The 26,899-nt window shown below is 71.4% G+C and carries 26 protein-coding genes and 3 tRNA genes; 19 read left to right on the top strand and 10 right to left on the bottom strand.

Going from position 1 to position 26,899, the window contains the following annotated elements; all coding sequences use genetic code 11:
* Positions 1 to 2 precede the first annotated feature (2 nt).
* From ACGFSH_RS09965 to ACGFSH_RS09945, 5 genes are all read right to left on the bottom strand, one after another.
* Positions 3 to 1,082: a 2-oxoacid:ferredoxin oxidoreductase subunit beta gene (locus tag ACGFSH_RS09965; protein ID WP_393346684.1), complete on the bottom strand. Its 1,080-nt coding sequence runs from the start codon at positions 1,080 to 1,082 to the stop codon at positions 3 to 5.
* A complete protein-coding gene (locus ACGFSH_RS09960) occupies positions 1,075 to 3,018 on the bottom strand; it encodes a 2-oxoacid:acceptor oxidoreductase subunit alpha (RefSeq protein ID WP_393346682.1) in 1,944 nt (647 codons plus the stop codon). Before ACGFSH_RS09960 ends, ACGFSH_RS09965 begins: the two co-directional genes overlap by 8 nt.
* Positions 3,019 to 3,254: 236 nt before the next feature.
* Positions 3,255 to 3,926: a LuxR C-terminal-related transcriptional regulator gene (locus ACGFSH_RS09955; protein ID WP_393346680.1), complete on the bottom strand. Its 672-nt coding sequence runs from the start codon at positions 3,924 to 3,926 to the stop codon at positions 3,255 to 3,257.
* A gap of 297 nt (positions 3,927 to 4,223) precedes the next feature.
* Positions 4,224 to 5,669, bottom strand: a complete 1,446-nt coding sequence (locus ACGFSH_RS09950; protein ID WP_393346678.1) for a sensor histidine kinase — start codon at positions 5,667 to 5,669, stop codon at positions 4,224 to 4,226.
* 120 nt (positions 5,670 to 5,789) lie between these two features.
* Positions 5,790 to 7,022: a sensor histidine kinase gene (locus ACGFSH_RS09945; RefSeq protein ID WP_393346676.1), complete on the bottom strand. Its 1,233-nt coding sequence runs from the start codon at positions 7,020 to 7,022 to the stop codon at positions 5,790 to 5,792.
* Positions 7,023 to 7,475: 453 nt separating this feature from the next.
* Between ACGFSH_RS09945 and ACGFSH_RS09940 the strand changes: the two genes are divergently transcribed.
* The 13 genes from ACGFSH_RS09940 (at position 7,476) to ACGFSH_RS09880 (ending at position 20,272) form a co-directional block, all read left to right on the top strand.
* Positions 7,476 to 7,883 (top strand): NADH-quinone oxidoreductase subunit A, encoded by a 408-nt coding sequence (locus tag ACGFSH_RS09940; protein WP_351351519.1) that lies wholly within the window; start codon positions 7,476 to 7,478, stop codon positions 7,881 to 7,883.
* Positions 7,874 to 8,644 (top strand): NADH-quinone oxidoreductase subunit B, encoded by a 771-nt coding sequence (locus ACGFSH_RS09935; protein ID WP_393346674.1) that lies wholly within the window; start codon positions 7,874 to 7,876, stop codon positions 8,642 to 8,644. The genes ACGFSH_RS09940 and ACGFSH_RS09935 overlap by 10 nt, the downstream gene beginning before the upstream one ends.
* The gene (locus ACGFSH_RS09930; RefSeq protein WP_393346672.1) at positions 8,641 to 10,179 is read left to right on the top strand and encodes an NADH-quinone oxidoreductase subunit C; all 1,539 of its coding nucleotides are present in this window, start codon (positions 8,641 to 8,643) and stop codon (positions 10,177 to 10,179) included. The genes ACGFSH_RS09935 and ACGFSH_RS09930 overlap by 4 nt, the downstream gene beginning before the upstream one ends.
* Entirely contained in the window at positions 10,176 to 11,144 is a 969-nt protein-coding gene (locus tag ACGFSH_RS09925) for an NADH-quinone oxidoreductase subunit H (protein ID WP_393346670.1), read from the top strand. The genes ACGFSH_RS09930 and ACGFSH_RS09925 overlap by 4 nt, the downstream gene beginning before the upstream one ends.
* A gap of 2 nt (positions 11,145 to 11,146) precedes the next feature.
* The gene (locus ACGFSH_RS09920; protein ID WP_393346668.1) at positions 11,147 to 11,809 is read left to right on the top strand and encodes a NuoI/complex I 23 kDa subunit family protein; all 663 of its coding nucleotides are present in this window, start codon (positions 11,147 to 11,149) and stop codon (positions 11,807 to 11,809) included.
* Positions 11,806 to 12,546: an NADH-quinone oxidoreductase subunit J gene (locus ACGFSH_RS09915; protein WP_393346666.1), complete on the top strand. Its 741-nt coding sequence runs from the start codon at positions 11,806 to 11,808 to the stop codon at positions 12,544 to 12,546. Before ACGFSH_RS09920 ends, ACGFSH_RS09915 begins: the two co-directional genes overlap by 4 nt.
* Positions 12,546 to 12,956, top strand: coding sequence for an NADH-quinone oxidoreductase subunit NuoK (gene nuoK / locus ACGFSH_RS09910; protein WP_393346664.1), 411 nt, complete (start codon positions 12,546 to 12,548; stop codon positions 12,954 to 12,956). The genes ACGFSH_RS09915 and nuoK overlap by 1 nt, the downstream gene beginning before the upstream one ends.
* Complete coding sequence (locus tag ACGFSH_RS09905; RefSeq protein ID WP_393346663.1) at positions 12,953 to 14,947, top strand: NADH-quinone oxidoreductase subunit L; 1,995 nt, start codon at positions 12,953 to 12,955, stop codon at positions 14,945 to 14,947. The genes nuoK and ACGFSH_RS09905 overlap by 4 nt, the downstream gene beginning before the upstream one ends.
* A gap of 6 nt (positions 14,948 to 14,953) precedes the next feature.
* On the top strand, positions 14,954 to 16,528 hold the full coding sequence (locus ACGFSH_RS09900) for a NuoM family protein (protein WP_393346661.1): 1,575 nt from the start codon (positions 14,954 to 14,956) through the stop codon (positions 16,526 to 16,528).
* A complete protein-coding gene (locus ACGFSH_RS09895) occupies positions 16,525 to 18,060 on the top strand; it encodes an NADH-quinone oxidoreductase subunit N (protein WP_393346659.1) in 1,536 nt (511 codons plus the stop codon). The genes ACGFSH_RS09900 and ACGFSH_RS09895 overlap by 4 nt, the downstream gene beginning before the upstream one ends.
* Before the next feature lie 203 nt (positions 18,061 to 18,263).
* Entirely contained in the window at positions 18,264 to 19,127 is an 864-nt protein-coding gene (gene htpX / locus ACGFSH_RS09890) for a zinc metalloprotease HtpX (protein ID WP_393346657.1), read from the top strand.
* Positions 19,124 to 19,516: a YccF domain-containing protein gene (locus ACGFSH_RS09885; RefSeq protein WP_393346655.1), complete on the top strand. Its 393-nt coding sequence runs from the start codon at positions 19,124 to 19,126 to the stop codon at positions 19,514 to 19,516. Before htpX ends, ACGFSH_RS09885 begins: the two co-directional genes overlap by 4 nt.
* Positions 19,517 to 19,699: 183 nt before the next feature.
* Positions 19,700 to 20,272 (top strand): SMI1/KNR4 family protein, encoded by a 573-nt coding sequence (locus tag ACGFSH_RS09880; protein ID WP_393346653.1) that lies wholly within the window; start codon positions 19,700 to 19,702, stop codon positions 20,270 to 20,272.
* Between the two features lie 91 nt (positions 20,273 to 20,363).
* Here the strand turns inward: ACGFSH_RS09880 and ACGFSH_RS09875 are convergent, their stop codons facing one another.
* Positions 20,364 to 21,611 (bottom strand): APC family permease, encoded by a 1,248-nt coding sequence (locus ACGFSH_RS09875; protein WP_393346651.1) that lies wholly within the window; start codon positions 21,609 to 21,611, stop codon positions 20,364 to 20,366.
* A 296-nt stretch (positions 21,612 to 21,907) separates the two neighbouring features.
* Here ACGFSH_RS09875 and ACGFSH_RS09870 point away from each other — a divergent pair, with 296 nt between their 5' ends.
* Positions 21,908 to 22,174 (top strand): GlsB/YeaQ/YmgE family stress response membrane protein, encoded by a 267-nt coding sequence (locus ACGFSH_RS09870; protein WP_329412652.1) that lies wholly within the window; start codon positions 21,908 to 21,910, stop codon positions 22,172 to 22,174.
* Between the two features lie 150 nt (positions 22,175 to 22,324).
* On the opposite strand, the gene ACGFSH_RS09865 is transcribed toward ACGFSH_RS09870, so the two are convergent.
* The gene (locus ACGFSH_RS09865) at positions 22,325 to 22,813 is read right to left on the bottom strand and encodes a YajQ family cyclic di-GMP-binding protein (protein ID WP_069770430.1); all 489 of its coding nucleotides are present in this window, start codon (positions 22,811 to 22,813) and stop codon (positions 22,325 to 22,327) included.
* A gap of 224 nt (positions 22,814 to 23,037) precedes the next feature.
* Here ACGFSH_RS09865 and ACGFSH_RS09860 point away from each other — a divergent pair.
* Positions 23,038 to 23,119 (top strand) — tRNA-Tyr (locus ACGFSH_RS09860).
* 149 nt (positions 23,120 to 23,268) lie between these two features.
* Here the strand turns inward: ACGFSH_RS09860 and ACGFSH_RS09855 are convergent.
* Positions 23,269 to 23,547 (bottom strand): hypothetical protein, encoded by a 279-nt coding sequence (locus tag ACGFSH_RS09855; protein WP_393346649.1) that lies wholly within the window; start codon positions 23,545 to 23,547, stop codon positions 23,269 to 23,271.
* A gap of 97 nt (positions 23,548 to 23,644) precedes the next feature.
* Here ACGFSH_RS09855 and ACGFSH_RS09850 point away from each other — a divergent pair, with 97 nt between their 5' ends.
* Positions 23,645 to 23,866: a hypothetical protein gene (locus tag ACGFSH_RS09850; RefSeq protein WP_329412656.1), complete on the top strand. Its 222-nt coding sequence runs from the start codon at positions 23,645 to 23,647 to the stop codon at positions 23,864 to 23,866.
* Between the two features lie 41 nt (positions 23,867 to 23,907).
* Here ACGFSH_RS09850 and ACGFSH_RS09845 read toward each other — a convergent pair whose 3' ends face one another.
* Positions 23,908 to 24,564, bottom strand: a complete 657-nt coding sequence (locus ACGFSH_RS09845; RefSeq protein ID WP_393346647.1) for an SDR family oxidoreductase — start codon at positions 24,562 to 24,564, stop codon at positions 23,908 to 23,910.
* 212 nt (positions 24,565 to 24,776) lie between these two features.
* A complete protein-coding gene (locus ACGFSH_RS09840; RefSeq protein WP_393346645.1) occupies positions 24,777 to 26,093 on the bottom strand; it encodes an amidohydrolase family protein in 1,317 nt (438 codons plus the stop codon).
* Between the two features lie 277 nt (positions 26,094 to 26,370).
* On the opposite strand from ACGFSH_RS09840, the gene ACGFSH_RS09835 reads away from it, so the two are divergent.
* From ACGFSH_RS09835 to rpmG, 3 genes are all read left to right on the top strand, one after another.
* Positions 26,371 to 26,443: transfer RNA gene (locus ACGFSH_RS09835), tRNA-Thr, on the top strand.
* Between the two features lie 46 nt (positions 26,444 to 26,489).
* Positions 26,490 to 26,562, top strand: a tRNA-Met gene (locus ACGFSH_RS09830).
* Positions 26,563 to 26,650: 88 nt separating this feature from the next.
* Positions 26,651 to 26,815, top strand: a complete 165-nt coding sequence (rpmG, locus tag ACGFSH_RS09825) for a 50S ribosomal protein L33 (protein WP_003948671.1) — start codon at positions 26,651 to 26,653, stop codon at positions 26,813 to 26,815.
* Positions 26,816 to 26,899: the final 84 nt, after the last annotated feature.

Raw genomic sequence — 26,899 nt, 5'->3', positions numbered from 1 at the left:
TCTCAGCCGACGACCGTCCAGGTGTCCCCGCCCGCGAGCAGCGCGCCCAGGTCGCCCTTCCCGTGCTGCTCGATGGCGGAGTCCAGCTGGTCCGCCAGCTGCGTGTCGTAGACCGGCCGCTCGACCGAGCGCAGCACACCGATCGGCGTGTGGTGCAGGGTGTCCGGATCGGCGAGGCGCGAGAGCGCGAACGCCGTGGTGGGCGACGCGGCGTGCGCGTCGTGCACCAGGACGTCCGCCTCGTTCTGCGGGGTCACCGTGACGACCCGCAGATCGCCGCTCTGCCGGTCGCGCACGACCCCCCGCGCCCCCTCCGCGCCGAACCGGATCGGCCTGCCGTGCTCCAGACGGATCACGGCGTCCTCAGCCGACTGCCGGTCCTTCAGCACCTCGAACGCGCCGTCGTTGAAGATGTTGCAGTTCTGGTAGATCTCCACCAGCGCCGTCCCCGGATGGGCGGCCGCCTGCCGCAGCACCTCCGTGAGGTGCTTGCGGTCCGAGTCCACGGTGCGCGCCACGAACGACGCCTCCGCCCCCAGCGCCAGCGACACCGGGTTGAACGGCGCGTCCAGAGACCCCATCGGCGTCGACTTGGTGATCTTGCCGACCTCGGACGTGGGCGAGTACTGGCCCTTGGTGAGCCCGTAGATGCGGTTGTTGAACAGCAGGATCTTCAGGTTGACGTTGCGCCGCAGGGCGTGGATCAGATGGTTGCCGCCGATGGACAGCGCGTCGCCGTCGCCCGTCACCACCCACACGCTCAGATCGCGGCGGCTCGCCGCCAGCCCCGTCGCGATAGCCGGGGCACGCCCGTGGATGGAGTGCATCCCGTAGGTGTTCATGTAGTAGGGGAAGCGCGACGAACAGCCGATGCCGGAGACGAAGACGATGTTCTCCCTGGCCAGCCCCAGTTCCGGCATGAAGCCCTGGACCGCCGCCAGGATCGCGTAGTCACCGCAGCCGGGGCACCAGCGCACCTCCTGATCGGACTTGAAGTCCTTCATGGACTGCCTGGCCTCGGCCTTGGGGACGAGCGAGAGCGCCTCGACCGTGCCCGTGCCTTCCGCTGCGGTCTCAGCCATCGATGGCCTCCTTGAGCGCCGTGGCGAGCTGCTCCGCCTTGAACGGCATACCGTTGACCTGGTTGTAGGAGTGCGCGTCGACCAGGTACTTCGCCCGGATCAGGGTGGCGAGCTGGCCGAGGTTCATCTCCGGCACGACGACCTTGTCGTACCGCTTCAGCACCGCGCCGAGATTGCGCGGGAACGGGTTCAGGTGCCGCAGATGGGCCTGCGCGATGGCGTCCCCGGCCGTCCGCAGCCGCCGCACCGCCGCCGTGATCGGCCCGTAGGTGGAACCCCAGCCCAGCACCAGGGTGCTCGCTCCGTGCGGATCGTCCACCTCCAGGTCCGCGACCTCGATGCCGTCGATCTTGGCCTGCCGGGTGCGCACCATGAAATCGTGGTTGGCGGGCGAGTACGAGATGTTCCCCGTCCCGTCCTCCTTCTCGATCCCGCCGATACGGTGCTCCAGACCGGGCGTGCCCGGGACCGCCCACGGCCGCGCCAGCGTCTGCGGATCACGCTTGTACGGCCAGAACACCTCGCTGCCGTCCTCCAGCGTGTGATTGGGGCCCTGCGCGAACTGCACCCGCAGATCCGGCAGCTCCTCCAGCTCCGGGATCCGCCAGGGCTCGGAGCCGTTGGCCAGATAACCGTCGGACAGCAGCATCACCGGCGTGCGGTAGGCCAGCGCGATCCGGGCCGCCTCCAGCGCCGCGTCGAAACAGTCCGCCGGCGTGCACGGCGCGACGATCGGCACCGGCGCCTCCCCGTTGCGGCCGTACATCGCCTGGAGCAGATCCGCCTGCTCGGTCTTGGTGGGCAGGCCCGTGGAGGGCCCGCCGCGCTGGATGTCGATCACCAGCAGCGGCAGTTCGAGGGAGACCGCGAGCCCGATGGTCTCCGACTTCAGCGCCACCCCCGGACCGGAGGTGGTCGTCACGGCCAGCGAACCGCCGAACGCGGCCCCCAGCGCCGCACCGATGCCGGCGATCTCGTCCTCCGCCTGGAAGGTCCGCACGCCGAAGTTCTTGTGCCGGCTCAGCTCGTGCAGGATGTCCGAGGCCGGGGTGATCGGGTACGAGCCCAGGAACAACGGCAGATCGGCCTGGCGCGAGGCCGCGACCAGCCCGTACGACAGGGCGAGGTTTCCCGAGATGTTGCGGTACGTGCCCACCGGGAAGGCCTTCGCCGCCGGCGCCACCTCGTAGCTGACGGCGAAGTCCTCCGTCGTCTCTCCGAAGTTCCACCCGGCGCGGAACGCGGCGATGTTCGCGGCCGCGATCGCGGGCTTCCTGGCGAACTTCGATCTCAGGAACTTCTCGGTGCCTTCGGTCGGCCGGTGGTACATCCACGACAGAAGGCCGAGCGCGAACATGTTCTTGCTGCGCTCGGCCTCCTTGCGGGTGAGGTCGAATTCCTTGAGAGCCTCGACGGTCAGGGTGGTCAGCGGGACCGGATGGAGCTGGTAGCCGTCGAGGGACCCGTCCTCCAGCGGCGAGGCCGCGTACCCCACCTTCTGCATCGCCCGTTTGGTGAACTCGTCCGTGTTGACGATGATCTCCGCGCCGCGCGGCACGTCGGCGATGTTCGCCTTCAGCGCCGCCGGGTTCATGGCGACGAGCACGTTGGGCGCGTCACCCGGGGTGAGGATGTCGTGGTCGGCGAAGTGCAGCTGGAACGAGGAGACGCCGGGCAGGGTGCCGGCGGGCGCACGGATCTCGGCGGGGAAGTTGGGCAGGGTCGACAGGTCGTTGCCGAACGACGCCGTCTCCGAGGTGAAGCGGTCGCCGGTGAGCTGCATACCGTCGCCCGAGTCGCCCGCGAACCTGATGATCACCCGGTCGAGACGACGGACGTCCTTCGTCCCGCCCGGTTTGCGCTGCTCTCCCACGACGGCCGCGTCCGCTCCGTCGGTTCCGTCGGTCTGTTCCGCTGGGCTGACCTGACTGGTCACTGAACTGGACCTCCCTCGAGACGGCTGTCCCGGAGGACCTTCGCGAAGGCCCTCCACGGATCAACCCTACGTCGGTAAGGGTCGCCTTCCCTGAGCGTCTCGAATGACGGTTCCCTGTCCCGAGACGGCCCGGCGCCCCCGCTGGTCATGATTTCCCGCCTCACGGCGCCACCGCGTCAGACGCTCCGGATCCCGGCCCAGGTTCTCCGCCCGACGCAGGGCAGGGTGCCACCTCGCTACGTGTTGAGGTAGGTGAGAACGGCGAGTACCCGGCGGTGATCCCCGTCACTCGGGGACAGGCCGAGCTTCAGGAAGATGTTGCTCACGTGCTTCTCCACCGCCCCGTCGCTGACCACCAGCTGCCGGGCGATCGCCGAGTTCGTCCGCCCCTCCGCCATCAGCCCCAGGACCTCCCGCTCCCGCGGCGTGAGCCCCGCCAGCACGTCCTGCTTCCGGCTGCGCCCCAGGAGCTGCGCGACGACCTCCGGGTCGAGGGCCGTCCCGCCCTGGGCGACCCGCACCACGGCGTCCACGAACTCCCGCACCTCGGCCACCCGGTCCTTCAGCAGGTACCCGACCCCGCGGCTGGAACCGGCCAGCAGTTCGGTGGCGTACCTCTCCTCCACGTACTGCGACAGCACCAGCACCCCGAGCCCGGGATGCGCCTTGCGCAGCTGAACGGCAGCCCGGACCCCTTCGTCCGTGTGGGTCGGCGGCATCCGCACGTCCGCGACGACGACGTCGGGCAGCGCGCCCTCGTCGTCGAGCTCGGTGATGGTCTTGACCAGCGCCTCGCCGTCCCCGACCCCCGCGACCACGTCGTGCCCCCGGTCCGTCAGCAACCGGGTGAGCCCCTCCCGCAACAGCACCGAATCCTCGGCGATGACCACCCGCACCCTGTCCTCCACGATCCTCGGCCCCCCAGCCGTCCACCCCGTTTGGTCGAACCAGTCAAGCATTCCAGCTTCCGCCTCGTCTGCACCCGGGATCCGGCAGGCGGACGGCCACCACGAATGTCGAGGCGGGGTCGAGGAGAGCACGAGGAGACACCGAGGAGACACCGAGGGGAGACCGAGCGGACGACGAGGGAGTGGGACGCGGACGCGGGTGCGGGCCCGTTGCGGAGGCGGACCCGGTGCGGAGGCGGGAGCTGGGGTGGAGTGGGGGCGGGCGCAGGTGCGCGCCCGCGGGGGGACTGGTGCGGCTCAGTTCAGGCCTGTGCGCCAGGGGAGTTCCGCGGTGATGCGGGTGGGGCCGCCGACGGGGGAGTCCACGACCAGGATGCCGTCGACCGCGTCCAGCCGTCCGGCGAGACCGGACAGCCCCGACCCGCCGGAGGCGTCCGCACCGCCCACCCCGTCGTCCATCACCTGAAGCAGCAGCCGGTCGTCCGCCCGCCACACGTCCACCGAGGCCGACCGGGCCCCGCTGTGCTTGCTGACGTTCTGCAGCAGCTCCGAGACGGTGAAGTAGGCGATGCCCTCGATCGCCGGCGCCGGCCGCTCCGCCAGATCCACGTCCACCTTCACCGGCACCGAGCAGCGCGAGGCCACCGAGGACAGCGCCGCGTCCAGCCCCCGGTCGGTCAGCACGGCCGGATGGATCCCGCGCGCCAGGTCCCGCAGCTCCTGCAACGCCGTCTTCACCTCGCCGTGCGCCTCGCCCACCATGCGCGCCGCCGCCTGCGGGTCCTCCCGCAGCTTCTCCTTCGCCAGCCCCAGGTCCATGGCCAGGCTGACCAGCCGGGCCTGCGCCCCGTCGTGCAGATCCCGCTCGATGCGCCGCAGGTCGGCCGAGGCCGTGTCCACCACGACGCCGCGGTCGGACTCCAGCTCCACGACCCGCGCCCCCAGCGACGACGGCCCGAGCAGCCCGCGGACCAGCAGTCCGTCCACCGTCGTCAGCGCCCGCACGATCCACGGCGCGGCCAGCGTGATCAGCAGCCCCACCAGCGCCGTCACGGTGATCTCGAACGGGTTGTCGAGATAGATCCGGTGCCCCTCGTCGCCGTACAGCTGAAGGCCGCCCTGGCCGCCGTACATCGGGAAGACCCAGAACCACAGCGGATACGTCAGCATCGTCCAGCCGAGGGAGCACACCGTCACCGTGACGGAGAACGACAACACCGCCCACGGGAACTGAAGCACCGCGTACAGCATGTTCCGCCACGACGTTCCGCTCTTGAGGACGGCGCCCATCCAGCTCATCGCACCGCTCCGGGGCGCCCTGAGCGGCTCGGGCTCGCCCACCTCCAGGCCGAGCAGCCCGCGCGCCCGGGCCCGCTCCACACGTCCGAGCCCGCGGGCCGCGGCCAGGCCCGCCGCCAGCACCGGGACGCCGAGGAACGTCACCAGCAGCCCCGCCCCCAGCGACAGCATCGTGACCGCGAACGTGAACAGCGCGATGCCGATCGGCAGCCCCAGCAGCACATAGAGGAGCTCACGCCAGTGACGCGCCGTGAACGGCTCGCGCAGCCCGGCCGGCAGCAGATGCCCGCGCCCGCCGTCGCGGCGCGCGAACCCGCCCCCGACTCGCCCGTCCCGCCCGTAGCGGTCGTCCTCCCGGTCCGCCCGGTAGCGGTCGCGCTCCCCGTGCAGGTCGCCCTGCCGGTACCGGTCGTACTGGTCGTACTGCCCGTACTGCGTGGCCATCGGCGTCTTCCGTTCTCGTCGTCTGCTCGTCGCGCACCTGTCGATCCGTAGCTCCCAGCCTCCTCGTCCGAGGGCGCGCGGACCATGGAGTCCGTCGGCGTCTCGGGAGGGGGGTTTTCCCTACCTCCCGCGGCCGCCCTCGCCCCGGTCCCGCCAGGGCAGCTCCGCCGTCACCGTCGTCGGTCCCCCCACCGGCGAGTCCACGACGAACAGCCCGTCCACGGCGTCCAGCCGCTCCGCGAGCCCCCGCATCCCCGACCCGCCGTCCAGCGACGCCCCGCCCCGGCCGTCGTCCCACACCTGGACGAGCAGCCGGTCGTCCGTCCGCCACACGTCCACCGAGGCCGACCGGGCCCCGCTGTGCTTGCTGACGTTCTGCAGCAGCTCCGAGACGGTGAAGTACGCGATGCCCTCGATCGCCTGCGCCGGCCTCGACGGCAGGTCGGCGGTCACCTTCACCGGCACCGTGCACCGCGAAGCCACCGAGGACAGGGCCGCGTCCAGCCCCCGGTCCGTCAGCACGGCCGGATGGATCCCGCGCGCCAGGTCCCGCAGCTCCTGCAACGCCAGCTTGACCTCGCCGTGCGCCTCCTCCACCATCGCCGCGACCACGTCGTCGGCCTGCCCCTCCAGCAACTTCTCCTTGGCCAGCCCCAGCCCCATCGCCAGATTGACCAGCCGGGCCTGCGCCCCGTCGTGCAGATCCCGCTCGATGCGCCGCAGATCGGCGGCCGCCGTGTCGACGACGACCCCCCGGTCCGACTCCAGCTCCGCGATCCGCCGCTCCAGGTCGTCGGAGGGGGACAGCAGCCCGCGCACCATCGCCCGGTCCACGTTCGTCAGCCCCCGCGCCAGGTACGGCAGCACCGGCCACAGCATGAAGAGCGACGGGACGACCACCGTGAACGTCAGCACCCCCCACGGCAGCCGTATCAGGTCGTACAGCACCGTGCGCCATCCCACCGGGTCCTTCAGCGCCAGCCACATCTGCTGAAGGGGACCGCCCGCCCTGCGCCACGGCAGCGGGCTCGGCTCCTCGACGCGCAGCCCCAGCAGCCGACGGGCCCGCTGCCGTTCGAACCGGCCCAACAGCCGCGACCCGGTCAGCCCCAGCATGAGCAACGGAAAACCGATCACGGTGACGGTCATCGCCGCCCCCGTCAGGATCACCGTCATCACATAGGTGAAACCGATCAACGCCATCGGCAGATTCATCAGAAGGTGCGCGATCTCCTTCCAGGTCTGCGGGTCGTAGGCGAAGCGGACCGGGGGAAGACGATCGTCGTCGTACCCCGTGCCCCCCGGACCGGACGTTGCCGGGCGGACGGCGGAATGGCTGGCGGAAGCGGTCATAGGGCTCAGCCTGCCGTTCCGCCCGGCGCGGCGCCATGAGGTCTGCTGCCTTCCTCGGCCGGGGGAAAACCCCCGCCCCGCCACCGCCACCGCAACACCGGCCCTGCCTTCCTTCCTCCCTCACGCCCGACGCCAGGCGCAGCTCACATCGGAGCCCGCGCCCGGTCGCGCCCGCCGCGTCGCATCCGGTCCCGCGCCCGGCCGCACCTCCCGCCCCACACCCGGCCGATGCGCGGTCGCACGGCCGGTCCCACGTCCCGTCCCACGCGTGGTCCCGTGCCGGTCCCACCGCCGGTCCCGCATCCCGACCGGTGACGGGCTGCTTACTGTCCCTTTATCAGGGCCTAGACTCCCGTGCGTACAGATCGTCGAACGGGCCGGCCGTCGCGGAGACCACCGCGAGGACCGCCCCGACGGCCACTGTGGCCGAGGTCAGGGAGCGAGGGGACGGACGTGCGGGAACCGACCGTCGATGTCGCGGCGGAGGCCGCGGCGGACTACTTCCAGTCCTACTCCGTCGTCGGGCTGCTCGCCGTCGTCGGCGTGCTGTTCGTGGCCGTCGCCTTCGGCGCGGGACGTCTCCTGCGCCCGGTGGTCCCCACGCCGGAGAAACTCCTGACCTACGAGTGCGGCGTCGACCCCGTCGGCGAGGGCTGGGCCCACACCCAGGTCCGCTACTACGTCTACGCCTTCCTGTACGTGATCTTCGCGGTCGACTCGATCTTCCTCTTCCCCTGGGCGACCGTCTTCGCGGCCCCCGGCTACGGAGCGGCCACCCTCGTGGAGATGTTCGTGTTCCTCGGCTTCCTGGCCGTGGGCCTGCTGTACGCCTACAAGAAGGGCGTCCTGACATGGACGTGACGCCGGAAGCCAACCCGTCGCCCGCCGGCCTGCCGGAGCAGCCGCCCGCGACCCCCGTGCTCCTGCCCGAGCCGAAGCGACTCGGCGCCCTGGCCCGCCTCGCCCCCGAACCGATGAAGGTGGTCCTCAACTGGGGCCGCCGCTACTCGCTGTGGGTCTTCAACTTCGGCCTGGCCTGCTGCGCGATCGAGTTCATCGCCGCGTCGATGGCCCGCCACGACTTCATCCGCCTCGGCGTCATCCCCTTCGCTCCTGGCCCGCGCCAGGCGGACCTGATGGTGGTCTCCGGCACCGTCACCGACAAGATGGCCCCGGCGGTGAAGCGCCTCTACGAGCAGATGCCCGAACCGAAGTACGTCATCTCCTTCGGCGCGTGCAGCAACTGCGGCGGCCCCTACTGGGACTCCTACTCCGTCACCAAGGGCGTCGACCAGATCATCCCGGTGGACGTCTACGTGCCGGGCTGCCCGCCGCGCCCCGAGGCGCTGCTCCAGGGCATCCTCAAGCTCCAGGAGAAGATCGCACGCGAGTCGCTCGACGAGCGCTACGGCGCCTCGGCGCCGCGCCCGACCCCGGCGGCCCTGCAGAGCGGCCTGCTGAGCCCCCCGCCTCCGCCGACCGGCACAGCCACACCAGCCGCGACGGCCCCGACTGCCACGCCTTCCGCGCCGGCTACGACTGCCACGACCTCCGAGTCCGCGAACCTTGCCGAGCCGACGGCTCCCGACTCTGCTCCGGGCACCTCCGAGGAGGACCGATGAGCACGGTCGGCTGGCTGCCCGCCCCCGTCGAGGAACTCTTCGGTTCCCAGGCCACAGCCGAGCAGTCGTACGACGTCCTCACCGTCGACGTCCCTGCCGCGTCCTGGACCGACGCCCTGCGCGTGGCCCGCGACCGCCTGTCCTGCACCTACTTCGACTGGCTGAGCGCGGTCGACGAACCCGGCACCGGCTTCCGCGTCTCCGCCCACGTCGTGGCCCTGGCCCCCGTCCGCCGTCTCCTCGTGCGCACGACGATCCCGCACGAGACGCCGGCCCTCGCCACCGCCGTCGACGTCTACGCCGGCGCCGCCTGGCACGAACGCGAGACGCACGAAATGTTCGGCGTCACCTTCGAGGGCCACCCCGCCCTCGACCACCTCCTCCTCCCGGAAACCTTCGAAGGCCACCCCCTGCGCAAGGACTTCGTCCTGGCGGCCCGCGTCGCCAAGGCCTGGCCCGGCGCGAAGGAACCCGGCGAGTCCGAGCACGGCGGCCCCAAGCGACGCCAGATGCTCCCTCCGGGCGTCCCCGACCCCAACGAATGGGGCCCCCTGAAGGGCCAGCTCCCACCGGCCCCGAGCCGCCCGGCCCGCACCGCGGCGGCAGGCCGCACGGCCGGCGAGCGCCCGGCCCGCCCCGCGGCCGACCGCCCGGCCCGGCGCGCCCGCACGGCGGCCGAAGGCTCCGCGAGCCAGCCCGCGACGGCCCCCGAGGCGCCCTCGACACCGACCATGCCGCAGACCCCCCCGTCCACGGCCACGCCCTCCGGCACCCCCCGCCGCACCCGGAGCGCCGGAGCGGGCTCCGCCTCCCAGCGGGCCGTGGGAGCCACCGAGACCACGGCAACGCCTGACGCCACCGGTGGCACGGAGACGGGAGCAGCAGGAGCGGCCGAGGCCAAGGCCGCCGATGCAGTGGTCGGGAGCGAGCCGACCGCGAAGCCTTCTGCGGGCCCGCGCCGTGCCCGGTCCGCCTCCCAGGGTTCGGCCTCACAGCGAAGCAGGCCGCAGGCCTCGTCTCCCGCCGCCCCTGCGCGCCCCGCGACGGCCCCCCGCAGCTCCGACGCCCCGTGGCACCACGCCCGCCCGGCCTTCGACGACCCGCCCGAGCGGGAGCAGAAGCCGACACAGGAGCAGGATCACGAGCAGCAGGAACCTGCACAGGACCAGGCACAGGATCAGGCACAGGACCAGAAGCAGGCACAGGCACAGGCACAGGCACAGGCACCGGAGCCGCAACAGGCGCCGGAGGGTCAGGCACCGGAGCCCGAGCCGGACCAGGTCCCGGAGCTGGACCAGGCGCCGGAGCCGGCACCGGAGCAGGAGCTGCCGCCTGCGCAGCAGCCGGGTTCGGGCCGCGAGTCGAGCGACAGTGAGCCGGCACCGGCGGCTCCCGCCGTGATGCCCCCCACCGGGAAGCCCACGGTCGAGAAGCCTTCGGCCGCCGACAGCCGGACGGCTCCCGCCGACAGTCAGCCGAATCGCGCCGACGCCGAACCTTCCGCCCCCGAGGACCCCGCAGGAGGTCAGCAGTGAACGACGCTCTCGACGTCACCCTGCGACTCCTCGTCGTGTTCGTCGTCTTCCTCACCCTCCCTCTGATCGTCGGTCAGACCGAGCACAAGGTCATGGCCCATATGCAGGGCCGTCTGGGACCGATGTACGCGGGCGGCTTCCACGGCTGGGCCCAGCTCGTCGCGGACGGCGTGAAGTTCGCGCAGAAGGAGGACATCGTCCCCGCGGGTGCGGACCGCCGTATCTTCCAGCTCGCACCGGCCGTCGCCCTCCTGCCGTATCTCCTCGTGTTGCTCGCCATCCCCATCGGCCCCGGCGAGGGGGCCGTCGGGCAGGTCCTCGACGCGGGCATCTTCTTCGTGCTCGCCGTGATGGGCGTCGGTGTGCTCGGCTCTCTCATGGCCGGCTGGGCCAGCGCCAACAAGTTCTCCCTTCTGGGCGGTCTGCGCACCGCCGCTCAACTCCTGGCCTACGAGCTGCCGATGCTGCTCACCGCCGCCTCGGTGGCGATGGCGGCCGGCACGGTCTCCCTGCCCGGCATCGTCGACGCCTTCGAGTGGTGGTGGCTGCCCTGGCAGATCGTCGGCGGGATCGTCTTCTTCGTCGCCGGCCTCGCCGAACTCCAGCGGCCCCCCTTCGACATGCCCGTCGCGGACTCGGAGATCATCTTCGGTGCGTACACCGAGTACACCGGCCTGCGCTTCGCGCTGTTCCTGCTCGCCGAGTACGCCGGGATCGTCGTCCTGTGCGGACTGACCACGGTCCTCTTCCTGGGCGGCTGGCACGGTCCCTGGGGCGCCGACGGTCTCGGCTGGGTGTGGACCCTGCTGAAGGCCGCCGTCCTCGCCTTCGTCGTGATCTGGTTGCGCGTCACCTACCCGCGGCTGCGCGAGGACCAGCTCCAGAAGCTCTCATGGACCCTCCTCGTCCCCCTTTCCCTCGCCCAGATCGCCCTCACCGGCGTCGTCAAGGTGGTGATCCGGTAACCATGGCCCCCTTTCCTGGCAGTGGCCTCGCCAAGGGCCTGGCCGTCACCCTCCGCACGATGACGCGCAAGACCGTCACCGAGCAGTACCCGGACGCCCAGCCCGAACTCGCGCCCCGCACGCGCGGCGTGATCGGCCTGTTCGAGGAGAACTGCACGGTCTGCATGCTCTGCGCCCGTGAGTGCCCCGACTGGTGCATCTACATCGACTCCCACAAGGAGACGGTCCCGCCCGCGGCCCCCGGCGGCCGCGAGCGCAGCCGTAACGTGCTCGACCGCTTCGCCATCGACTTCTCGCTCTGCATGTACTGCGGTATCTGCATCGAGGTCTGTCCTTTCGACGCGTTGTTCTGGTCTCCGGAGTTCGAGTACGCGGAGACGGACATTCACGAACTCACCCACGAGCGGGACAAGCTCCGCGAGTGGATGTGGACCGTGCCGGCCCCACCCGCTCTGGACCCCGCCGCCGAGGAGCCGAAGGAGATCACCGCCGCCCGCAAGTCGGCCGAGAAGCTCGCCGCGGCCGCCCGCGCCGAGTCCGCCGAACCCCCGGCCGCCGGGCCCACGTCCGCCGAGCCCCCGGCTTCCGGACCGGGTGGTGCCGGCGGTCCCGGCACGACCGCATCCGGTCCTTCCGGAAGCGGAAGCGAAGGAGGGGACGCGTGAGCCTCGCCGAGGCCCCGCAGGGCTTCCTCTCCCCGACCGGCGTCGAGATCGCCTTCCTGCTCGTCGGCCTTCTCACCTTCGGTGCCGCCCTCGTCACCGTGACCACCAGGCAGCTGGTGCACGCGGCCCTGTGGCTCGTGGTCGCCCTCGGCGGCCTCGCCGTCGAGTACCTCCTTCTCACCGCCGAGTTCATCGCCTGGGTGCAGGTCCTCATCTATGTCGGTTCCGTCGTGGTGCTCCTCCTCTTCGGTCTGATGCTCACCAAGGCCCCCATCGGCCGCTCCCCGGACGCGGACTCCGGGAATCGGTGGGCGGCTCTCACGGTCGGCGCGGCAGCGGCAGCCGCGCTGGTCTGGGTGGTCGTCGACGCCTTCCGCGCCACCTGGATCGACCTGGACGGCCCCGCCGCCGGCTCGACCGAGGTCACCGGTGCGAGCCTCTTCCAGAACTGGGTCCTCCCCTTCGAGGCCCTCTCCGTGCTTCTTCTCGCGGCCCTGGTCGGGGCGATCGTCCTGTCCCGCAAGGCGAAGGCGGATTCGAGCTCTCCCCCCATGAACGCACGGCCCGCCACCAGGAGTTCCCGCACGATTACAGAAAGTCACGGAATTTCGAAGAGTGCCTCACTGGCCCGGGACCGCCACCCCGGCCAGGAGAACCGGGACCGCCACCCCGACCAGGGCGGTCGAGGCGGTCGCGACGACCGTGACGGCCCTGCCGATCAGGAAGGCGCCCGCTGATGCACCTCGTCTATCCCGCCGTGCTTTCGGCGCTCCTCTTCTGCACCGGCCTGTACGGCGTCCTCGCCCGCCGCAACGCGATCCTGATCCTGATGTCGGTCGAGCTGATGCTCAACGCCGTGAACCTCAACCTCGTCGCCTTCGACGTCTGGCTCAGCAGGACCGCCCACGAGACCCTTCATTCCGGCCAGGCCCTGACCCTGTTCACCATCGCCATCGCCGCCGCCGAGATCGGCATCGGCCTGGCGATCGTCCTCGCCGTCCACCGCAATCGCGGCACTGCGGACATCGACCGGCTCCGCGACACCGCCGAGGGCCACGAGAGCCACGAGGACTCCGCGGCGGGCGGCCCCGACACCGACGTCCCCGCGACCGGAACCGGCGCCGAGAAGGCTGAGGCCACCGCGTGACCACGACCACCCTCGCCGTCCTCGTCCCCCTCCTGCCTTTCCTGGGCGCGGTCGCCGGCCTGCTCCTGGGCCGCACCGCCCCCGGTTTCGTACGGCCGCTGGCCGTCCTGCCGACCGTCGCCGCCCTCGCACTCGCCGTCGTCGTCGCCCTGCGCCAGGGCGGAGACGGCGCGGTCGACGCAGTCACCGAACTGACCCCCACCGGCTCGGTCCCGATCGAACTCGCCCTGCACATCGACGGCTTCGCCGCCCTCGTGGCGGTGGTCGTCGGTCTCGTGGCCGCCTGTGTGCAGATCTACTCCACCGGCTATCTGCGCGATGACCCGCGCTACCCCTCGTACGCTGCGCTCGTCTCCCTCTTCACCGCCGCGATGTTCCTGGTCGTCTACTCCGGCGATCTGATCGTGCTGCTGGTCGGCTGGGAGGTCATGGGCATCTGCTCCTACTTCCTCGTAGGCCACTACTGGGAGACCCCGGAGGCCCGCGCCGCCTCCATCAAGGCCTTCCTGGTCACCAAACTCGGCGACGTCCCCTTCCTGATCGGTCTGTTCGCCCTCGCCACCGACGCCGGCTCCTTCGAGATCACGAAGATCCTCGGCACGGTCGCCCACGGCGGACTCGACCACCCGACCGTCGTCGCCCTGCTGCTACTCGCGGGCGTGGCCGGCAAGTCCGCCCAGTTCCCGCTGCACACCTGGCTTCCGGACGCGATGGCGGGCCCCACGCCCGTCTCCGCGCTGATCCACGCCGCGACGATGGTCGCCGCCGGCGTCTACTTCGTCGCACGCCTCCTGCCGGTGTTCGAGGCCTCCGCAGCCGCGATGACGGTCCTCGCCGTGATGGCCGCCGTCACGATGGTCGGCTCGGGCCTGGCCGCCCTGGCCCAGGACGACATCAAGCGCGTCCTCGCCTACTCGACGATGGGACAGCTCGGCTACATGACCGGCGCGCTCGCCGTCGGCGACCGAGGCGCCGCCGTCTTCCACCTCCTGTCGCACGGCGCGTTCAAGGCGCTGCTGTTCCTCGCGGCAGGCGTGATCATCCACGCCGCCGGCACCAACTCGCTGGCCGCCATGTCCCGCATGCGCAACCTGAGCGCCCGTGTCCCCGACGCCTACTGGACGATGACCGTGGCGCTCCTCGCGCTCGCCGCGATCCCGCCGTTCAGCGGCTTCTTCTCGAAGGAGTCGGTCCTCGGCGCGGCCGAGCACGTCACCTCCGGCCACCCCGGACCCGCCCCCGTCGCCGCGGGCTGGACCGTCCTCGTCGCCGGTGTGCTGACCGCTCTCCTCACCGCCGCCTACGCGGCCCGGCTGTGGCTGCTCGCGTTCCGCGGCCGCGGCGAGGAAGCCCCCGACCACGGACGCCAGCCCCTGACCATGAACGTGGTGCTGTGGATTCTGGCCGTCCCCTCCCTCGCCCTCGGCGGGCTCGCCTACCGCACGCTCCCCGACTGGTTCGACGGCGACGATCTCGCGCCGACCCTCACCACCTCCGTCCTCGGCACCGGAGCGGCCCTGACCGGCGGGCTCGTCGCCTACGCCGCCTGGCGCCGGCTCACCGCGCTCACCGCACGCGTCCCCCTGGGCGCGGTCGCCGCCCATCCCGAACGCGACGCCGCCCACGTCGAGGCCGAGGCCATCGCGACGCACGAGCCCGCCTACGGAGACGTGGCCTCCGCGCCCGACCCGGCGGACCCCGGACGGCTGCTGCTCGGCCCGCTGCACCGCCACGCGGCTGCCGGCTTCCATGTCGACGCCGTCTATCGGGCGTCGTTCGTTCGCCCCGTCCTGGCGGCCGCGAGCCTCGTGCGGTTCCTCGACCGCGAGGTCGTGGACACCTACGTTCGCGGCGCGGGTGCACTGCCGCGCTGGCTGGGGGCCGCCGTACGGCGCGCCCAGACCGGCAACGTCCAGACCTATGTGAGCGCGCTGCTCGCCGGCACCGTGGTCCTCGCGGTCGCCGCCCTTCTCGTCGCCTCGGGAGCGTGAGCAGGCGTGATCGATATCAACGAGTCCGTGATGCAGGTCCTTCTGGCGTTCATCGTCGTCGGCCCGCTTATCGGGGCCGTCGCCGCCCTGCTGCCCGCCCCGCCCGGCCTGAGGGGGAAGTCTCCCGAGCAGGCCGTGCTACGGCACGGCGTGACGGTCACCGGCGTCGTCCTCGTCGCGGCGATCGTCCTGGCCCTGGGCTTCGACCACGACCATCCGTCGAAAATGCAGGCCACCACGGACATCAGCTGGATCCCCGCACTGAACGTGCGCATCCACCTCGGCATCGACGGCATCTCGCTCCCCCTGCTGGTCCTGACCGCGCTCCTGACCTTCCTGTGCGCGCTCTACTCCTACTTCAAGCAACCCCAGGGACCGTCCCCCAAGGCCTTCGTCGCGCTCGTCCTCGTGCTCGAGTCCGGCACCCTGGCGACCTTCGCCGTCCTCGACCTGCTGCTGTTCTTTCTCGCCTTCGAGACGGTGCTCATCCCGATGTACTTCCTCATCGCCCGCTGGGGCGGCGAAGGCCGGACCCGGGCGGCCTGGAAGTTCATCCTCTTCACGCTGCTCGGATCCGTGGTCATGCTGCTCGGCCTGCTCCTGATCGGATTCAAGGCGGGCACATTCGACATGGTGGCACTCGCCACTGACAACGGCCGGTCGCTGAGCACATCCGTGCAGGTCATCGCCGTACTGGCGATCGGGATCGGGCTCGCGGTCAAGACCCCGATGTGGCCCCTGCACAGCTGGCTGCCCGACGCCCACACCGCCGCCCCGACCGTCGGCTCCGTCCTGCTGGCCGGTGTGCTGCTGAAGATGGGAACGTACGGGTTCGTCCGGATCCTGCTCCCGGTCGCCCCCGACGGCTTCCGGACCTTCGCGCCGTACCTGGCCGCCCTCGCCGTCGTCGGGATCATCTACGGTTCCCTGGCCTGCCTGGCCCTCGCCAAGCCGGGCGCCAAGGGCGACCTCAAGCGCCTGATCGCCTACTCCTCCGTCGGCCACATGGGCTTCGTCCTGCTCGGAATCGCCACCATGACCCCCACCGGCGTGAACGGCGCGCTGTTCGCCAACATCGCCCACGGTCTCATCACCGGCCTCCTCTTCTTCCTGGTCGGAGCGCTGAAGGACCGGACCGGCAGCACCGACCTGGACACCCTCGCCGAACAGACCGGCGCCGCGCTGTACGGCAGGACACCCCGCCTCGGCGCCCTCCTCGCCTTCGCCGCCGTCGCGTCACTCGGCCTGCCCGGGCTCGCAGGCTTCTGGGGCGAGATGCTGGCCCTGTTCGGAGCCTTCGACCCGGCCGCCGGCCTCAGCCGTCCCGCCTACCTCGCCTTCACGGCGATCGCCGCGTTCGGCACCCTGCTGACGGCCGCCTACCTGCTCGCCGTGGTCCGCCGCGTCTGCATGGGCGCCGTCGCACAGGACGCCCCGCGCCTCGCCGACGTGCAGACCTACGAGTTCGCGGCCTGGACCCCGCTCGTCGCCCTCACCGTCGTCGCCGGCCTGTGGCCCAAGGTCCTCCTCGGCCTCACCGACCCGGCCGTGCAGCAGCTCCTCGCAGGAGGCACCCGATGAGCTCCCTGGTCCCCTCCACGGTCCAGCCGCTGGCCGAGTCGGCGGTCCAGTCCGTCGACTGGCAGGCCATCGCGCCACCCACCCTCACCGCGGTCGTGGCCCTCGTCGTCCTCGTCGCCGACCTGTTCGTCGGCGACGGCCGCAAACCGCTCCTCGGGTGGCTCTCGGTCGCGGGCCTCGCGGCCTCCGCGGCACTCCTCCTGCCCCTCCTGGACGGAGACCGCTCCACCTTCTGCCTGACCAGCCAGCCGAGCACCTGCAGCTACACCGTCGACCGCTTCACCCTCGTCATCCAGTTCCTGGTGCTCGGAGGAGCGCTGCTGGCAGCCCTGCTGTCGGTCACCGCCCTGAAGGACGCGCGCGGGAGGCTCCCCGAGGGGGAGTTCTGGTTCCTGCTGCTGTCCTCCGCCGCAGGCGCCGCCCTGCTCCCGGCCTCCCGCGACCTCGCCACCCTCGTGGTCGCCCTGGAGGTCGCCTCCCTGCCCGCGTTCGCCCTCGTCGGCATCCGGCACGGCGACCGCAGGTCCTCCGAAGCGGCTCTGAAGTTCTTCCTGTCCTCCGTCACCGCGACCACCGTCAGCCTCCTCGGCATCAGCTTCGTGTACGCGACGACCGGCACCCTCTACCTCACCCAGGTCGCCGACCGGATCCAGCACGTCGACGGCCGGCTGCACACGCTCGCCCAGACCGGCGTGGTCCTCACCCTCATCGGCTTCGCCTTCAAGACGGCCGCCGTCCCCTTCCACTTCTGGGTGCCCGACACCTACGTCGGCGCCCCCCTGCCCATCGCCGCGTACCTGTCGGTCGTCGGCAAGGCGGTCGGCTTCTCCGGCCTCATCCTCGTCACCGTCGTCGCGTTCCCCTCGTACGCCGACGTCTGGGGCCCCGCCCTGGCCGCCCTGGCCGCCCTGACCATGACCGTCGGCAACGTCGGCGCCCTCCGGCAGCAGACCACGCGCGCGTACAGCGCCGTACGCCTCCTCGCCTGGTCCTCCGTCGGACAGGCCGGCTACCTCCTCGTCCCGATCGCCGCCGCCGCGTACTCCGACGACGCCGAGCACGCCGTCGGCTCGACCGTCGCCTACGCCCTCATGTACGCCGCCGTGAACCTGGGCGCCTTCGCCGTGGCCGCCCTGGTCGGCCGGGCCGCCGCCGCGAACCGCATCGAGGACTACCGGGGCCTGTACGCGAGGAACCCCCTCACGGCGCTGCTGCTGGCGTTCTTCCTGCTCTGCCTGGCCGGACTCCCGCCCGGCGTCATCGGCCTCTTCGCGAAGGTCACCGTCTTCTCGGCGGCCGTCGACGCGGGCCTCGGCTGGCTCGCGGTCGTCATGGCCGTCAACGTCGTGATCGCCCTGTACTACTACCTCCAGTGGACGGCCCTGCTCTTCAGGAGCCCCGAAGGCCAGGCCGAGGGGCACCGCCTCCCCGCCCCCCTGACCGCCGCGATCGCCCTCGCCGGGGCCGTCGGCGTCGCCCTCTCGGGAGCTCCCCAGCTGGTCCTGCGCTTCGCCGACACCGGCCTTTTCTGAGGCTTCGCACGCCCGTACCGCCCCGTCCTCACCCGGACGGCCCACACCCCTGCCCACGGGCACAAGGGAACTCGTGCCTCCCGCCTGGCGTTGACCATTACGGGAAGGTGCACTGGAAGTGACACCACAGCACCGGTGACACCGCAGACAAGCGAGATCCGCAAGCAAAGGGTTCCCCTGCTGCACGACTTGGAGGGCGTACCGTGCACCGCCGGCACAACGGGCTCAGGACCGCAGTACTCCTCGGGGGGCTGTCGGCACTCATCATCGTCATCGGCAGCTTCTTCGGCCGCATGGGGCTCGTCGTCGCGGTCGTGATCGCGCTCGGCACCAACGCGTACGCGTACTGGAACAGCGACAAACTGGCGCTACGCGCGATGCGCGCCCGCCCGGTGAGCGAGTTCGAGGCCCCCGCCCTCTACCGGATGGTCCGCGACCTCTCCACCCAGGCCCGCCAGCCCATGCCACGCCTCTACATCTCCCCGACGGAGGCGCCCAACGCCTTCGCGACCGGCCGCAACCCGCGCAACGCCGCCGTGTGCTGCACGGAAGGCATCCTGCGCCTGCTCGACGAGCGTGAACTGCGCGGCGTCATCGGCCACGAGCTCAGCCACGTCTACAACCGCGACATCCTCATCTCCTCCGTCGCCGGCGCACTGGCCTCGGTGATCATGTTCCTGGTCAATTTCGCCTGGCTGATCCCGATCGGCCGCTCCGACGACGACGACGGCCCCGGCATCCTCGGAATGCTCCTGATCATGATCCTGGGCCCCCTCGCAGCGAGTCTCATCCAGCTCGCCATCAGCCGCTCACGGGAGTACGAGGCCGACGCCTCCGGCGCCCAGCTCACGGGCGATCCGCTGGCCCTCGCGAGCGCCCTGCGCAAGCTGGAGACGGGCACCAAACAGCTTCCGCTGCCTCCGGAGCCCCGCATCGAGACCGCGAGTCACATGATGATCGCGAACCCCTTCCGTCCTGGTCAGGGACTCTCCAAGATGTTCTCGACACATCCGCCGATGGCGGACCGCATCGCCCGGCTCGAGAAAATGGCAGGTCGCCCCCAGTGAAGACCATTCTGAACGTCATCTGGCTGATCCTGAGCGGATTCTGGCTGTTCCTCGGCTACGTGCTCGCGGGCGCGCTGCTCTGCATCACCATCATCGGGATTCCGTTCGGCGTCGCCGCGTTCCGTATCGGGATCTTCGCTCTCTGGCCCTTCGGCTACACGACCGTCGAGCGCCGCGAGGCGGGTGCGCCGTCCTGCCTCGGAAACGTGCTCTGGCTGATCCTGGCCGGCTGGTGGCTGGCCATCGGTCACATCGTCACGGGCTTCCTTCTCTGCGTCACCATCATCGGCATCCCGTTCGGCATCGCGAACTTCAAGCTGATCCCGGTCTCGCTGTTCCCGCTCGGCCGCGAAATCGTTCCCACCGACCAGCCGTTCGCCTCGCGCTGACGACGACCGCCACGGCGGCAGCGGCACCGGCCGGGAGGGCCACGGCTTCAGCGACGGGAGACGGGACCCCGCAGGCGAGGGAGTCGGTGATGTCCCGCCGCGTCCGGGGGGCTGGGTTGTCCACAACCGGCGGGTTGTCCACAGGCCGGCCCGGTTGTCAGTGGCGGCTTGCATCATGAACACATGACCGAGAACGCGCAGTTGCTGGAAAGGGTGGCGGCCAAGGCGGCCACCGTCCGCCCGTGGGGGCGGCCCTCGCTTCCCGAGCCCGTGGGCGAGGCCACCGTCGCCCAGGCCGAGGCCGCCCTCGGCTTCCCCCTGCCCGCACTGCTCGCCGATCTCTACCTGCACATAGGGGACGGAGGCTTCGGCCCCGAGTACGGCCTGCTGCCCCTGCTGGACAGCACGCCGTCCGGCGAACCCGCCGCCGTGAGCCAGTACCTCGCCAACCGCGAGAGCGGGCGACAGGATCCCGACTGGCCATGGCCCGAAGGCGTCCTGCCGATATCCCACTGGGGCTGCGCCATGTACGCCTGCGTGGACTGCCGCTCCCCGGAGGCGAGCGTCCTGCTCTTCGAGCCGAACCCCGGGGACCCCGATCAGGCGTGGTTCGTCGACGCTCCGAGCCTTACCCAGTGGTTGCATGCATGGCTCGATGGCACGGGCTGGTACGACGTCATGGACGAGGACATGAGCCTGACTCCGTGGACCCAGTTCCGCATACGCGCGGCGACGGGACCGTCGCCGACCGCGTGAGCCGCGTCGACCACACCGGACCCGCCTGACCGCCTGACCGCCTGACCGCCTGACCCAGGTCGCCCTCTTTCCCGCTTACCTGCTCGGTTGGTCAGACGGTCAGCCGTCGACGCACTCCGTACGCGACCACACCCACCGCGAGCACCCCCGCCCCCGCTGCCACCGACACCGCAGGCAGCGCGAAGGCGAGGATCAGGCAGCCCAGAAGCCCGAGGGTGGGCAGAACTCGCTTCACAGGAGCCGAATCGAGCGTCCAGGCCGATGCGTTGGCCACGGCGTAGTAGGCCAGCACACCGAAGGAGGAGAACCCGATCGCGCCTCGCACGTCCACCGTGGCGGCCAGCACCGCGACCGTCGCGCCCACGGCCAGCTCGGCCCGGTGGGGCACCTGGAAGCGCGGGTGAACGACGGCCAGGACGTGGGGCAGATGGCGGTCCCTGGCCATGGCCAGGGTGGTCCGCGAGACGCCCAGGATGAGGGCGAGCAGTGAGCCCAGCGCGGCCACGGCGGCGCCGACGCGCACCACGGGCACCAGGCCGGGCGCCCCCGCCGCCCGGACCGCGTCGGCCAGCGGCGCGCTCGCCTGCCCCAGTGCGGTGGCGCCTGAGACGGAGAGGACGGCCACCGCCACACACGCGTACACGAGCAGGGCGATGCCCAGGGCCATGGGAATCGCACGGGGAATGGTGCGCTCCGGGTACCGCACCTCCTCACCCAGTGTCGCGATGCGCGCGTACCCGGCGAACGCGAAGAAGAGCAGACCGGCGGCCTGCAACACCCCGCCGAAACCACCGGAGAGGCCGACCTCCAGCCGCCCGGCCTCGGACGCGCCCGATCCCAGGCACACCACCACAACGGAAGCGAGGACCGCCAGGACCACCGCCACGATCACTCTTGTCAAGCAGGCCGACTTCTGGATGCCGCCGTAGTTCACGGCCGTCAACGCCACCACGGCCGCCACGGCGACCGCGTGCTCCCGCCCCGGCCAGACGTACGCCCCGACCGTCAGCGCCATCGCCGCACAGGAGGCCGTCTTCCCGACCACGAACGACCAGCCGGCCAGGTAACCCCAAAAGGCTCCGAGCCGCTCACGTCCGTACACATACGTGCCGCCGGAGGCCGGATACAGGGCGGCCAGGCGGGCGGACGACATGGCGTTGCAGTAGGCGACCAGCGCGGCGAGGGCAAGCCCGATCAGCAGCCCGGAGCCCGCCGCGTGCGCCGCGGGGGCGAGGGCGGCGAACACCCCGGCGCCGATCATCGAGCCCAGGCCCAGGACGACGGCGTCGCCGACGCCCAGCGTCCGCCGCAGCTCGGGGGCCGGTCCTGGCTGTGTCATGCGCCGCACCCTACTGATCCACGAAACCGCTGGACGCCGTCATGACGTCGTCCCGACGAACACGGCGCGAACCCGCGCGACGCCGACACTGCCCACAGCCGCCGACGCAGATACCGCTACCGGCACCGGCACGGGTGGGATATCGATGTCGACACCGCGATGCGGTCGGCGGGCGAGGCAGGCGGCCTTGCTGCCGTTGACGAACGTGGCGGCTGCCAGGCGCAGCCCGCCTCGCAGCGAGCGAGATCACACTGCCCGGACAGCGCGGGCACAGCACGGAAGGGCAGGTTCAGGGCATGAGCATCGTCAGCTGGATCATCCTGGGGCTGTTGGCCGGAATCATCGCCAAGGTGCTGCTGCCGGGGCGGGACCCGGGCGGCTTGATCGGCACCACCCTCATCGGCGTCGCCGGCGCGTTCATCGGCGGCTGGATATCGGCCCGCTGGCTGGACCACCCCGTCAGCAAGGACTTCTACGACGGCGCGACCTGGGCCGCGGCCATCGGGGGTTCGCTCGTGCTGCTGATCGTCTACCGCCTGCTGTTCGGCAACTCGCGCGACTGAGCGCGGCCGGAGGCGCCGTCGACGGGCGGGCATCGAGCAGGCGCCCACCCGTCGGACGGCCGGCAGCGCACGTCGGGTTTCCGGTGGTTCTCCGCGCCGGGCTACCGGTAGGTCCGCCGTTCCGCCGTACCGCCGGTACTTCAGGTCGGACTACCGGTAGTTCACGAACTGCAGGGCGAAGTCGAAGTCCTGCCCCTTGAGCAGCGCGATGACGGTCTGCAGGTCGTCGCGGCTCTTGGAGCTGACCCGCAGTTCCTCGCCCTGGACCTGGGCCTTCACGCCCTTGGGGCCCTCGTCGCGGATGAGCTTCGCGACCTTCTTCGCGTTGTCCTGGGAGATGCCCTCCTTGATCTCCGCGAAGAGCTTGTACTCCTTGCCGGAGAGCTGGGGCTCGCCCGCGTCCAGCGCCTTCAGCGAGATGCCGCGCTTGATGAGCTTGGACTGGAAGACGTCGAGGACGGCGTTCACCCGGTCCTCGGAGTTCGCCTCCATGAGGATCTTCTCACCGGACCACGAGATCGAGGCGCCCACGCCCTTGAAGTCGTAGCGCTGCGAGATCTCCTTGGCGGCCTGGTTGAGGGCGTTGTCGACCTCCTGCCGCTCGACCTTCGAGACGATGTCGAAACTGGAGTCGGCCATGTCCTGTGGCTCCTTGTATCAGGGTGCGTATCGGGTGCGAATCGGCGCACGCGGGGCGACCGCCGAGCCCGGCATGGTCCCGGGCCGCATCCGCACAAGCCTAGCCACCTCGCTCCCTCCGGGCGGCGAGGAATCAGGTGGCGAAGCACCCCTGCGCATCGGGTATCGTTTACGTCGTTGCCAGGGAGCACCGCCGAAAAGCGGTTCGAATGGGCAGCAACCCCGGCGGTGTGCCCGAGCGGCCAAAGGGAGCAGACTGTAAATCTGCCGGCTCAGCCTTCCCAGGTTCGAATCCTGGCGCCGCCACGCTGAGAGAAGGAACCCCTCCGAACTGCGGAAACGCAGCGCGGAGGGGTTTTTTCGTTCGGTCTTCTCGTGTGTGCCGGATGACGGATGACGGATGCCTGATGACGGGCGCGCGGGGAGACGGTGGGGCGGGAAAGGGAACGCGGGCCTCATCCCTCCTCGGAGGGGGTCTTCGCCGCCCTCTTCACCTCCGCCTCGACGTCGTTGCGCGGTCTGTTCTCGTCCTTGGCGTACTCGGTCACCGTGGCCTGGACGTCGCGGGCCAGGTCCCGCCAGGCGCGCCATGCGGTCTCGTAGGTGTCGGTCTGGATCTCCGACCAGGGAGTGGCCGTGGGCGCGCCGTACGCGTCCCGCAGCTCTTCGACTCTCGCGTGTGCCTGGTCGGCCGCGCGTTGCTTCTGCACGAGTTCCTCGAAGGTATGTGCCACGTGTACGGATGCTAGGGAGGCCGGCGCGGTTCCGCGCGGTGAGCGGGGCGCGTCCCGCCAGGGGTACCCGCGTGGCCCACTGGGGCAGACTGGCCCCATGCCCAGCGCGTCCAGCCGTCGCCGTACCTGTCCGGAGTGCCGTCGCGAGATCGCCGTCGTCGCCGGACGGTTCGCCCGGCACGACCCGCCGGGGGCGCGGGAGAGCCGGGGCCTGGTCTCCTGCCCGGGCTCGCGCGGCACGGCGCAACTGGGCGCCGCGCAGCCGTCCTTGGACGGCTACGTGGTGCCGGAGTTCCCGGGCCAGCTGCCCCTCTTCTAGCGCTTTTCTCGTACCGGCAGTATCTGCCGCGCGCCGCCGCCTCAGTTCCCCGCCACGGCCTTCACCGCCACCGCCACCGGGGCGGAGCCGCTGATCAGTTCGAGGACGAGACCGGACGTCGCCGGGGTGTCGAGGAGTTCCGCCAGGACGGCGGCCACGTCGTCGCGGGGGACGGGCCCGCGACCCGTACGGGCCTCCAGACGGACCAGGCCGGTGCCGGCGTCGTCCGTGAGGGCGCCGGGGCGCAGGATCGTCCAGTCGAGGGACGGCAGGCTCTGCACGTACGCGTCCGCCTCGCCCTTGGCGCGCAGGTAGACGTCGAAGATCCCGTCGCCCTTGTGGCCGGCGTCCGCGCCCATGGACGACACGACCAGGAAGCGGTGCACGCCCGCCCGCACCGCGGCGTCGGCGAACAGCACCGCGGCGCCCTTGTCGACGGTGCCCTTGCGGTCCACCCCGCTGCCCGGGCCGGCGCCCGCCGCGAACACGGCCGCGTCCGCGCCCCGCAGCTGCTCGGCGACCTCCTCGACGGACGCCGACTCCAGGTCCAGGACGACGGGTTCGGCGCCGGCCGCCCTCAGATCGTCACTCTGTTCCGCCTTGCGGATGATCCCCGCGACCTCGTCCCCACGCGCGGCGAGCAGACGCTCCAGCCGCAGCGCGATCTGACCATGACCACCAGCGATGACAATGCGCATGCTTTCGACCGTACGCCCGGCGAGCCGCGTCCGCCGCATGGCCCGGCCGGGAATGGATCAGCGCCCCCGCCCCACGAGCCACCCGCGAGCCACCACCCGCGCGACCCGCGACCCGCGGCCCGCGATCCGCCCCACGGACCAGTACCCGTACCGGTATCGGCGAGGATCCCCGCGACGCCCGGTCAGCAGGCTTTGCGGCGCGGGCGGTTCGGTCATGAGAGGTGTCCGCGCCCCTGTCTCGGCAGGCCCGATTCCGAGGCGGCCGAGGAGGCCGCGGAGTCGCAGTACTCGCGGACCGCGCTCGTGCGGGCGACCACGCGGCCCTGGTGGATGACGATCCTGCTGTACGCCAGCGACAGGGCGCCCGCGAGGCGGTCGCCGCGGACGGCCAGGAGGTCGGCCGGGAAGCCCGCCTCGACGCGTACCTCGGGCAGGCCCAGAGCGGCGCGCGCGGACCCGCTCACGGCGTCGTAGGCGTCCTCGGGGCGCAGGCCGTGACAGGAGGACAGGAGGTAGGCCGCCTCCAGGGGATCGCCGCGGCCGACCGGGTTGCCGACGTCGCGCAGCGCCCCGCTGCCGGCCGCCACGCGCACCCCGGCCGCGCGCAACAGCCGTACGGGCGCCGTGCCCCGCTCGTCGACGCCCGCGCAGCCGCCCTGGGGGAGGCAGACCACCGTCACACCGGCGGCGGCGAGTTGGTCGGCGGTGCGGCCGGCCGCGTCGGCGGGGAGGCGGTCGAGGCCGCCGCAGGGGCTGAGGGCGACGCCCGGGCGCAGACCGCCGGCCATCGCGGCGAGGCGGGCCAGACGGGCGGGGTCGGCGGCGTCGGTGTGCAGGTCGACGGGGCAGCCGTGCTCGGCGGCGACTTCGAGCACCGCCTCCACGTAGCCGATGGGGTCGGGGTCCAGGTCCGGGCAGCCGCCCACCGCCGAGGCGCCCATCTTCACCGCGTCGCGCAGCATGGCGAGTCCGTCGGCTCCCGCCACGCCGGTCAGCACGCGGGGCATCGCCACGGTCGTCAGTTCCGCGAGTCCGCGCAGCGAGCGCCGGGCGCGCAGTACGGCGGCCAGCGCACCGAGTCCCTGGACGTCGCCGACGTGGACGTGGGCGCGCAGGGCCGTCGCGCCGTGGCCCAGCTGCACCAGCACCGCTTCCGTGGCGCGGCGCTGGACGTCCGGCGGGGCGTGGGAGACGGGGCCGTCGGAGTCGGCCGTGAGCGCGGTGTCGGCGTGCGCGTGCGGTTCGGCCGGGGCCGGGAGCAACAGGTAGCCGCCGAGGTCCACGCGGGCGCCGGCGGGTGTGCCGGAGCGGCCCTGGCCGGCCGTCAGGCTGCCCGCCGTGCCGACCGCCTCGATGCGTCCGCGGCCCAGCCGGACGTCCACGGTCCTGCCGTCCGTCAGACGGGCCCCGCACAGCAGCAGGGCCGTCGGGTCGGTCGAGCCGTCGGAGTCGCCGGAGGGGCCGAAGGAACCGTAGGAGCCGGAGGAGGACGACCACGAGTGGGGCGGCTGCGGCTGGCTGTCGGGCATCGCGCTCCAGGGGCTCGGGACTGCGCCGGTGGCGCAGCGCACGCTGAGGACGCAGGCGTCGCCGGGGACGCGTGATCACGCAGAGTGAGTCGAGCCTAGGACGGCGGTTCGGCGCGCACGGGGAGGAGCGCAATAGTCGTACCGGTGTGGCCCGCTGGGCGGGAGGGGCCCGGGAGGCCGCCGGGACCTCGGCAGACGGGCCTGCGAGCGGTCCCGGAGGGGCCCGAAGAACGGATTTGGGCGAACGGCGGCGGACCGTGTAATGTCTTCATCGCTCGCCCCAATAGCTCAGTCGGTAGAGCGTCTCCATGGTAAGGAGAAGGTCTACGGTTCGATTCCGTATTGGGGCTCTGGTGGGTGAGGTTCCCGTCGCGAGGCGGGGCCCGATCCCATCAAAGCGGTGTAGCTCAGTCGGTAGAGCAAGCGGCTCATAATCGCTGTGTCACCGGTTCAAGTCCGGTCACCGCTACTGACAGTAGCCGATTGTGGGGTCGGTCCTTCGATCGGCTACTCTTTTATGCGTTAATCGTCCCATCCGTTCGTCAAGGAGCACTCCTGTGGCTGCCACCGACGTCCGCCCGAAGATCACGCTGGCCTGCGTGGAGTGCAAGGAGCGGAACTACATCACCAAGAAGAACCGGCGTAACAACCCGGACCGACTGGAGATGAAGAAGCACTGCCCGCGTTGCAACGCGCACACCGCGCACCGCGAAACGCGATAAATCAGGCTCGTATGCGAGGCCGTCCCCGAGTGATCGGGGGCGGCCTCGTGTCGTTGAGCGACTCGTACCGGTCAGTAGAGCGAC

Origin of the sequence: Streptomyces sp. NPDC048481 (assembly GCF_043200075.1) — a bacterium.
Classification (GTDB): Bacteria; Actinomycetota; Actinomycetes; order Streptomycetales; family Streptomycetaceae; genus Streptomyces.
This window is presented reverse-complemented; position numbering and strand designations above follow the sequence as displayed.

Excerpts from the sequence above, each read along its gene's own strand:
- ACGFSH_RS09965 (WP_393346684.1), bottom strand. The coding sequence starts at position 1,082 with ATGGCTGAGACCGCAGCGGAAGGCACGGGCACGGTCGAGGCGCTCTCG.
- ACGFSH_RS09950 (WP_393346678.1), bottom strand. The coding sequence starts at position 5,669 with ATGGCCACGCAGTACGGGCAGTACGACCAGTACGACCGGTACCGGCAG.
- ACGFSH_RS09945 (WP_393346676.1), bottom strand. The coding sequence starts at position 7,022 with ATGACCGCTTCCGCCAGCCATTCCGCCGTCCGCCCGGCAACGTCCGGT.
- ACGFSH_RS09935 (WP_393346674.1), top strand. The coding sequence starts at position 7,874 with ATGGACGTGACGCCGGAAGCCAACCCGTCGCCCGCCGGCCTGCCGGAG.
- ACGFSH_RS09930 (WP_393346672.1), top strand. The coding sequence starts at position 8,641 with ATGAGCACGGTCGGCTGGCTGCCCGCCCCCGTCGAGGAACTCTTCGGT.
- ACGFSH_RS09920 (WP_393346668.1), top strand. The coding sequence starts at position 11,147 with ATGGCCCCCTTTCCTGGCAGTGGCCTCGCCAAGGGCCTGGCCGTCACC.
- nuoK (WP_393346664.1), top strand. The coding sequence starts at position 12,546 with ATGCACCTCGTCTATCCCGCCGTGCTTTCGGCGCTCCTCTTCTGCACC.
- ACGFSH_RS09895 (WP_393346659.1), top strand. The coding sequence starts at position 16,525 with ATGAGCTCCCTGGTCCCCTCCACGGTCCAGCCGCTGGCCGAGTCGGCG.
- ACGFSH_RS09880 (WP_393346653.1), top strand. The coding sequence starts at position 19,700 with ATGACCGAGAACGCGCAGTTGCTGGAAAGGGTGGCGGCCAAGGCGGCC.
- ACGFSH_RS09875 (WP_393346651.1), bottom strand. The coding sequence starts at position 21,611 with ATGACACAGCCAGGACCGGCCCCCGAGCTGCGGCGGACGCTGGGCGTC.
- ACGFSH_RS09870 (WP_329412652.1), top strand. The coding sequence starts at position 21,908 with ATGAGCATCGTCAGCTGGATCATCCTGGGGCTGTTGGCCGGAATCATC.
- ACGFSH_RS09865 (WP_069770430.1), bottom strand. The coding sequence starts at position 22,813 with ATGGCCGACTCCAGTTTCGACATCGTCTCGAAGGTCGAGCGGCAGGAG.
- ACGFSH_RS09850 (WP_329412656.1), top strand. The coding sequence starts at position 23,645 with ATGCCCAGCGCGTCCAGCCGTCGCCGTACCTGTCCGGAGTGCCGTCGC.
- ACGFSH_RS09845 (WP_393346647.1), bottom strand. The coding sequence starts at position 24,564 with ATGCGCATTGTCATCGCTGGTGGTCATGGTCAGATCGCGCTGCGGCTG.
- ACGFSH_RS09840 (WP_393346645.1), bottom strand. The coding sequence starts at position 26,093 with ATGCCCGACAGCCAGCCGCAGCCGCCCCACTCGTGGTCGTCCTCCTCC.